The sequence below is a fragment of the Streptomyces capoamus genome (assembly GCF_014654935.1).
Taxonomy (GTDB): domain Bacteria; phylum Actinomycetota; class Actinomycetes; order Streptomycetales; family Streptomycetaceae; genus Streptomyces; species Streptomyces capoamus.
In genome coordinates this window covers 58,905-66,716 of the sequence record NZ_BNBF01000011.1, presented here as the reverse complement: position 1 = coordinate 66,716, position 7,812 = coordinate 58,905, and the positions used below count along the sequence as shown (strand labels likewise).

The 7,812-nt window shown below is 74.1% G+C and carries 6 protein-coding genes; 5 read left to right on the top strand and 1 reads right to left on the bottom strand.

All coding sequences use genetic code 11. The annotated features are described in order from the left end of the window. The first annotated feature begins 427 nt into the window (after positions 1-427). The 4 genes from IE312_RS18815 (at position 428) to IE312_RS18800 (ending at position 5,018) form a co-directional block, all read left to right on the top strand. Complete coding sequence (locus tag IE312_RS18815) at positions 428-988, top strand: ATP-binding protein (protein ID WP_189983259.1); 561 nt, start codon at positions 428-430, stop codon at positions 986-988. A gap of 201 nt (positions 989-1,189) precedes the next feature. Continuing rightward, complete coding sequence (locus IE312_RS18810; RefSeq protein ID WP_189983257.1) at positions 1,190-1,906, top strand: LPXTG cell wall anchor domain-containing protein; 717 nt, start codon at positions 1,190-1,192, stop codon at positions 1,904-1,906. A 758-nt stretch (positions 1,907-2,664) separates the two neighbouring features. Further along, positions 2,665-3,726 (top strand): hypothetical protein, encoded by a 1,062-nt coding sequence (locus tag IE312_RS18805; protein ID WP_370467575.1) that lies wholly within the window; start codon positions 2,665-2,667, stop codon positions 3,724-3,726. A 2-nt stretch (positions 3,727-3,728) separates the two neighbouring features. Beyond that, positions 3,729-5,018 carry a hypothetical protein gene (locus tag IE312_RS18800; protein WP_370467572.1) on the top strand — a complete coding sequence of 430 codons (1,290 nt, stop codon included), beginning with the start codon at positions 3,729-3,731 and terminating at the stop codon, positions 5,016-5,018. A gap of 153 nt (positions 5,019-5,171) precedes the next feature. Here IE312_RS18800 and IE312_RS18795 read toward each other — a convergent pair whose 3' ends face one another. Next, complete coding sequence (locus IE312_RS18795; protein WP_189983255.1) at positions 5,172-6,677, bottom strand: peptide MFS transporter; 1,506 nt, start codon at positions 6,675-6,677, stop codon at positions 5,172-5,174. Positions 6,678-7,166: 489 nt separating this feature from the next. Between IE312_RS18795 and IE312_RS18790 the strand changes: the two genes are divergently transcribed. After that, positions 7,167-7,812 (top strand): response regulator transcription factor (locus IE312_RS18790; RefSeq protein WP_189983253.1); only part of this gene is annotated, 646 nt, incomplete at its 3' end.

Below are 7,812 nucleotides of genomic sequence, written 5' to 3'. Positions count from 1 at the left end.
CCACGACTCCGTGGAGGCGGCCCTGGCCGACGGTGCCGACTGAGCCGCCGCCCCCGCCCGGACCGGTCCGCGGGCCGGCCCTGCAGGGCGTTGTCCGCATCACGTCCAATACGGGGGTGTTCCGCCGGATCCGCCGGGCAGGAGAGGGCAGAGGAAGGCAGGAGGCGTCCTGCCGGCCGCCGGATCCTCCGGGGACCGGCGAACGACCTGACGGAACGCGCGTCCGGCGCGCGGACCCGACGGGGCCCCGCCCGGGCGGCGGAAGGACGAACGACCCCGCCGGCGGACGGAACGGGGATGACCTGCGTACGGCCCGCGGACGGCGTACGGACCGGCCGACGGTGTCGGCCGCCCGGTCCGGCCATCGGCCGGACCACTGACTGGATTATTGAATCGTTTACTGGTGAATCGGTGAGGTGAAGCGCTGATGAGCACCACCCGGCCTTACTCGCCGGGCGACCGCGGCCCGGAGCCCAGCGGCGCTTCCGGGGCGTCCGAGGGGGAGGCGCCGACCCTCGGCGCAGCCACGGGGGCAGCCGCGCCGTCCGTGCCGTCCGACGGCACGCCGCAGGCCCGGGGACGGCAGTTCCGCAGACTCCGCCTGGAAGGCGAGAGCGGGGTGGTCCCGCTCGCCCGCGACTTCACCCGCCAGGCGTTGTACGCGTGGGGCTGGCTGCCGGCGGACACGGCCGACCAGCGGGCCGCAGCCGAGGACGTGCTGCTCGTCGTCTCCGAACTGGTCACCAACGCCTGCCTGCACGCCGAGGGCCCCGACGAACTGCGCTTGACCTGCGACAACAAGGTGATCCGGCTGGAGGTCTCCGACCGGGGCGCCGGCCAGCCGGCCCCGCGCACCCCGCACCGCGCCGGCCGCCCCGGCGGCCACGGCATGTTCATCGTGCAGCGGCTGTGCCTGGACTGGGGCGTGCTCCGCGCCCCCGGTACGCCGGGCAAGACGGTCTGGGCGGAACTGGGCGCCCCCGCCTGACGCCCCGTAAGGCCACCCGTTGCCGGCACCCGCCGGGTCGGGTGGCCGCGGGCGTCCCACGGCCTCCCGGCGGACGCCCCGTCACGCACGCCGGATCGCCGCGATTTCCGGCGTGTGACGCGTCTTCCAACCTCACGGCCCCGGGCGTACCTTGACGGCCGAATCTGATGTGCCGTCAGGAATGAATGGGGTGGACCGACCGTGTCGTACCCGAGACGAACCGCCACGCTCGCGTCCGCCGCGGCCCTGGCCGGCTCGGCGGTGCTGCTGGCCGCCCCGGCCGCCCGCGCCGACGTCGTCGACGTCGATTACCGCTGCCAGACCCCGATCGGCGTCAAGAGTGCCGTCTCGCCCATCGACATCAGGGGCGTCAGGAGCGGCAGCGGCTACCGGATCACCATGTCCTGGAAGAAGGGCGTCTCCTCCAGCCCGGTCGAGCTGGGCAAGGGCGCGATGACCCCGAGCGCCACCATCAGGCTGGGCGGCGCCGACGGCGGCACGCTCGCCGTCAGCGGACCCGCCAACGCCGCCGCGATCCCGGCCGACACGCCGATCAAGATCAGCGACCTGAGCGGCACCTACACGCCGAGGAAGAGTGGCAAGGTGACCTTCACGGCGGGCACGCTCACCATCAAGGCGCTCGGTACGACGACGACCTGCACGCCGGCCAACAGCCCTGAACCGTCTCTGACCCTGGCCGTCACGGCGGCCGGCGGCTCGTCGTCACCCTCTTCACCGGGCTCGTCGGGTTCGTCGGGTTCGTCGGGCTCGGGGGGATCCTCCTCCGCCGGGCAGCTCCCGCAGACCGGCCCCGAGGACTCCGTGATCGCCCTCGGCACGCTCGGCGGAACGGTTCTCCTGACCGGCGCGGCGGGCGCCCTGTGGCTGACCCGGCAGGGCCGGACCGCCCGTCGCTGACCGGGACCGGCCCGAGCGCACACCGCTGCCCCGGCGCCGCCCGCCGAACCGTCCGGCCACCACCGCTGGAGCCGCCCATGCCGCCCGCGCCACCCCCTCCGCGGATGCCGCCCCCCATCCCCGCGCCCCGGCCCCTGCCACCCACCGCCACGCCCCGGCCGGCCCCGCTGCCGGGTGCCGCCCCACCCCAGCCGCTCCCGCCGCTGGGTGCCGGCCCGCTCCGGCCGGTCCCGCTGCTGGGTGCCGTCACGCTCGGGCCGGTTCCGCCGTCGGCCACCGGTACGCCCCGGCCGGTCCCGCTGCCGGGTGCCGGCCCGCTCCGGCGGGTGTCGCTGCCGGACGCAGGCTCGCTCCGGCCGGTCCCCCCGTCGGCCACCCGTACGCCCCGGCCGGCACCGCTGCCGGTCGCCGCCCCGCCTCCTCGGCTGACGCTGCGGGCCACTGCCCCGTTCCGGCCGCTGCCGGTCACCCTCCCGCTGCCGCCGGTTCCGCTGCCGGACGCAAGCTCGCTCCGGCCGGTCCCCCTGCCGGCCACCGGTACGCCCCGGCCGGTCCCCCTGCCGGCCACCGGTACGCCCCGGCCGGCCCCGCTGCCGGTCGCCGCCCCGCCCCTTCCGCTGACGCTGCCGCCCACCGCCACGCCCCGGCCGGTCCCCGTGCCGGCCACCGGTGCGCCCCCGCCGGTTCCGGTGTCGGGTGCCGTGTTCCCGGCGGGTGGGCGTCTCGGGGGGCTGGGGCGGCGGGTGTGCACGGTGCTCGTGGTGCTGCTGGTCGGCCTGGCCGGGGCGGCCGGGCGGGGGGTCGCGGTGGAGCGGCCGGTGGTGGAGCTGTCGGCCGCGCAGGCCGGGGCCGGGGGCACCGTCACCGTCAGCGGGACCGGCTGGCGGCCGCGCACGCTGCTGATGGTGCTGGTGTGCGGGCGGGCCACACCGGTCCGGGGAGTCGTCGGCGGCACCAACTCCTGCGCCAACGGCGACGGCCGGGCCGTGACCACCGGCGCGGACGGCGCCTTCAGCCGGAGACTGCCGGTCGCCGAACCCCCCGTACCCTGCCCCTGCGTGGTGCACGTGGCCACGGTCACCGGCGCCGGGGCCGAGGCGGACGCCGTCCTCCAGGTGGCCGGGCACCCCGTGGCCCCGCTGCCGGACCAGCGCTCCGGCGGTCGCCTGGCGGTGCTCTCCGCCACCCGGCTGACCGGTTCGAGCGGCCCGCTGACCTGGTTCGGGGCACCGCCCAGCCGCACCCTGGTCCTCACCGTCGGCAACACCGGCACCGGCCCGATCGAGAACCCGGTGTTCCAGGTCGGCACCGCGCACGGCGTCTTCGCCCCCGAGTGGGACGAGCGGCAGTGGCACGGCACCCTGGCCCCGGGGAAGAAGGCGCAGGTCAAGCTGCCGGTCGAACTGCCGGCCGGGGCGCACGGCGACTACACCGTGACCCTGCGCCACGAGGGCCGGGTGCTGGCCCGGCAGCCGTGGGCCGTGGGCCGGCCGTGGGGCGTGACCCTCTTCTGGATCCTGCTCTGTCTGGTGGTCCCGGCCGCCCTGTTCCGCGCCGGCATGGCCGTGGTGGACCGGGTCCGCCCGCGCCGCCCCGGCGGGAGCCCCCGCGCACCCAGGCCCGCCCGGCGACGGCGCCCGCGGCTGCCGCGCTCCCGTACCGCCGGGCCCCCGGGCGCCGCGCCCGCCGCGGCCCCGGCCCTGCCGTGGTTCACCCCGGACGCCGTTCCGGGCGGCCCGGCCGGCCGGGCCTGCGCTCCGCACGACAACAGCGCGACGAGTCCTACGACCCCCACCCCCACCCCGGAGGGACCCACGTGAGCATGCGAAGGAGAGGCACAGCGGCCGGGAGCACGGGCGCCCTGCTGGTGCTGTGCGCGGCGGGCTTCCTGCTGGGCCCGATGGTGGCGCCCGCGCGGGCGGCGGAGGTGGCGTACGCCACCCACTGCGTACCGCCCGCGGGCATCGACCCCGTGGACGGCACCACGAAGGCCGAGGTCACCGCGCCGGCCACGGCCAAGGTGGGCGACACGGTGGACGTGGTGTGGAAGTTCGTCCAGGCCGCGTCCAAGAACCCCGACATCATCGACCTGCCCGCGAACTCGGTGCAGCCGTCCGGCGTCCTGAAGGCGGCCGGCGCGCAGACCGCCGACGTCAGCATGCGCGGCCCGCGGGAGAACCCCGCCATTCCCAAGGGCGGGGACATGGTGCTGTCCGACATGAAGGGCAGCCTGAAACTGACGGCGGCCGGGGAGGTGACGCTCACGCCGGACGCGTACACGGTCAACGCGATGTCGACGGACACCAGGTGCACGCCCCGGGGGGCCGTACCGAAGGCGGCGACGATCAAGGTGACGGCGGGCGGCGGCACGTCGACGCCCACGGCGACCCCGACGAAGCCGGCGCCCCCGACCCACTCCGCCACGGCCACGGCCACCGCCACGGCGACCGGCGGCACCGGGCAGAGCGACTTCCCGGGCAAGGAGGTACAGGTCCCGTACGCCTGCAAGACCCCGATCGGCGACAGGAGCGCGACCTCGCCGGTGCGGATCGACGCCAGGAAGGACGGCGGGAGCTACGCCCTCACCGTGCGGTTCGGGAAGTCCGTGATGGACAGCCCCGTGGACATCCCCAAGGACTCCGTGAAGCCGTCCATGGAGGTGGTGCTGGGCGGCGCCGACCACGGCACGGTCCACGTGGCGGGTCCGGCCAACGCGGGCCCGGTCAAGTCCGGCGACCCGATCGAGATCCCCGACCTCACCGGCACCTACAAGCCGGGCGCGAGCGGCACCTCGACGCTCTCCCCGGGTGTGCTGACGGTCGAGGCCCTCGGCACGACCACGACCTGCACCCCGACGAAGACGGCGGTCTCCCTCACCCTGGACACCACCGGGCAGCCGGGCGGCGCCGCCGGCGGGACGTCGACGTCGACGTCGGGCGGATCCGGATCCTCGGGCACCGCCACGACCGGCGGCGACAGCGGCTCCGGCGGTCTGGCCGAGACGGGCGCGGGCGACCACGGCGCCCTGAAGGCCCTGGGCCTGATCTCGGGAACGGCGATCCTGCTCGGGGCGGCGGTCTTCACGGTCCTGCCCGGACGAAGGACGCGGTAGCCGACCTCAGGGGGAGCTGCGCGATCGGCCAGGGACGACCGTGGGCCGCGCACGCCCGGCCGGCCCGACGGCGCCCGGGCGCACGCTCACCCGCACAAGAGGGCCGCCGCACCTACCCGGGTGCGGCGGCCCTCCAGGCCAGGTCCCGAAGGACTAGTGCACGTTGCCCATCAGCTTCTTCACCTTGCCGCGGTACATCCACACCGCGACACCTGCGACCACGGCGAGCGCGGCCTCCAGGGTCACGAAGCCCATCTTGTCGAGGTTGACGCCGCCGACGGCCGGGTTGGACAGCAGGGCGGTGACCGAGTCGCCCGCGGTGACCGCGAGGAACCAGACGCCCATCATCTGCGAGGCGTACTTCTTCGGCGCCATCTTCGTCGTCACGGACAGGCCCACCGGGGACAGCGTCAGCTCGCCGATGGTCTGCGCGAAGTAGATCGCGACCAGCCACATCGCCGCGGCCTTGTGACCGCCCTCCGCGATGGACAGCGGGGCGAGGAAGACGAAGAAGGACGCGCCCACCAGCACCAGGCCGGAGGAGAACTTCACGATGGTGCTCGGCTCCTTGCCGCGGCGGTTCAGCCACAGCCACAGCCAGGCGAAGACCGGCGCCAGCGCCATGATCATGACCGGGTTGACCGACTGGTACCAGGAGACCGGGAACGCCCAGCCGAAGATCGTGTTGTCGGCCCGCTTCTCGGCGAACAGCGACAGGGTCGAGCCGCCCTGGTCGTAGATCATCCAGAACACGGCGGCGGCGACGAAGAACCAGATGTACGCCGACACCTTCGACCGCTCGGCGGAGTCCAGGTCCTTGTCCCGCAGGATGCGGGTGATGACCATGATCGGCACGATCAGGCCGATGAGGGTGAGCGGGATCAGCGCCCAGTTCAGGGTGAAGTGGCCGGTGCCGCCGACGACGCCGTAGAAGGCGACGGCCACGGCCAGCCAGATCAGGCCCTTGCGCAGGGTGGCCGCCTTCTCGGCGGGCGTCAGCGGGGTCGGGACCTCGCTGCTCTTCGGGTTCAGGTGGCGGCCGCCCAGCAGGTACTGGGCGAGGCCCAGCGCCATGCCGAGCGCGGCCAGCGCGAAGCCCAGGTGCCAGTTGACGTTCTCACCGACGGTGCCGATGACCAGCGGGGCGACGAAGGCACCGAGGTTGATGCCGATGTAGAAGAGCGTGAAGCCGCCGTCCCGGCGCGGGTCCTCCGGGCCGTTGTAGAGGTGGCCCACCATCGTGGAGATGTTGGCCTTCAGCAGACCGGAACCGATGGCGACGAGCACCAGGCCGACGTAGAAGCTCGCGGCCGCGGGCACCGCGAGGCACAGATGACCGATCATGATCACGACGCCTGCGACGGTGACCGTCTTGCGGGGGCCGAGCACACGGTCGGCGAACCAGCCGCCGGGCAGGGTGAGCAGGTAGACGAGCGACAGGTAGACGGCGTAGATCGCCGTCGCCGTGCCCGCGTTCAGGTGCAGGCCACCCGGGGCCACCAGGTACAGCGGGAGCAGGGCCCTCATGCCGTAGTAGGAGAAGCGCTCCCACATCTCGGTCATGAAGAGGGTGGCCAGTCCGCGGGGGTGGCCGAAGAAGGTCTTCTCGGAACCGGGGGTGCCCGGGCGGACCGAGTCCTTCGTCAGGCTGGACGCCATGGTCGTTCCTTGCTGGTCGGGACGCGGCTGCTGGAGCGTTGCGCGCCCGGTGGGGTGCGGCCGGCACCGGCAGGTCGGTCGTCCACCCCCACGCCCTGGGGGAGTCCGCTCCGGATCACGGAGTGGCGGACGGCGACCACCGGGATCCACGCCCCACGACGCTTTTGTGCGTCCGGAGCCCGGCCAGAGGTCATTCCTTTCGGGGCTGATCTTGGTCAGCCCGTACACGAAAGAGACCCTCAGCGTCGGTCCGCCGAAGGTCCCCGGTGTACTACAGGCGTTCAGATCACCATACGGCAGGACACTGCCGGATATGGAAGGACTTGAGACACGGATCACAGGTGTCGCGGGAACCGTACGCGGGCATTCGAAGGTCCCTCTCAGGATCGCATCCCCAGGTCAATGGTTCGTACCAGTGCGCCGGGAAGGTAAGAAGCCCGGCGGGCGATCAAGCCCCGGCAGCGCACCCGGGCGGTCTACCATCACCTCATGACCCGTGTACTGCTCGCCGAGGACGACGCGTCCATCTCGGAGCCGCTGGCCCGCGCCCTGCGCCGGGAAGGTTACGAGGTCGAGGTGCGCGAGGACGGACCCGCCGCGCTCGACGCCGGAATGCAGGGCGGCGTCGACCTGGTCGTGCTGGACCTCGGCCTGCCCGGCATGGACGGCCTGGAGGTCGCCCGCCGGCTGCGCGCCGACGGCCACACCGTGCCGATCCTCATCCTGACCGCCCGCGCCGACGAGGTGGACACCGTCGTGGGCCTGGACGCGGGCGCCGACGACTATGTCACCAAGCCCTTCCGGCTCGCCGAACTGCTCGCCCGGGTGCGGGCCCTGCTCCGGCGCGGTTCCGCCGAGCCGCAGCAGCCGCCGGCCACGCACGGGGTGCGGATCGACGTCGAGTCGCACCGGGCGTGGATGGGTGACGAGGAGCTGCAGCTCACGGCCAAGGAGTTCGACCTGCTGCGGGTGCTGGTGCGGGACGCCGGCCGGGTGGTGACCCGGGACCAGCTGATGCGCGAGGTCTGGGACACCACGTGGTGGTCGTCGACCAAGACCCTCGACATGCACATCTCCTGGCTGCGCAAGAAGCTCGGCGACGACGCGGCCAACCCCCGGTACATCGCCACCGTGC

What these genes read in the sequence shown, in the direction of transcription:
- IE312_RS18795 (WP_189983255.1), bottom strand. Translation starts at nt 6,677, where the DNA reads ATGGCGTCCAGCCTGACGAAGGACTCGGTCCGCCCGGGCACCCCCGGT.
- IE312_RS18800 (WP_370467572.1), top strand. Translation starts at nt 3,729, where the DNA reads ATGCGAAGGAGAGGCACAGCGGCCGGGAGCACGGGCGCCCTGCTGGTG.
- IE312_RS18815 (WP_189983259.1), top strand. Translation starts at nt 428, where the DNA reads ATGAGCACCACCCGGCCTTACTCGCCGGGCGACCGCGGCCCGGAGCCC.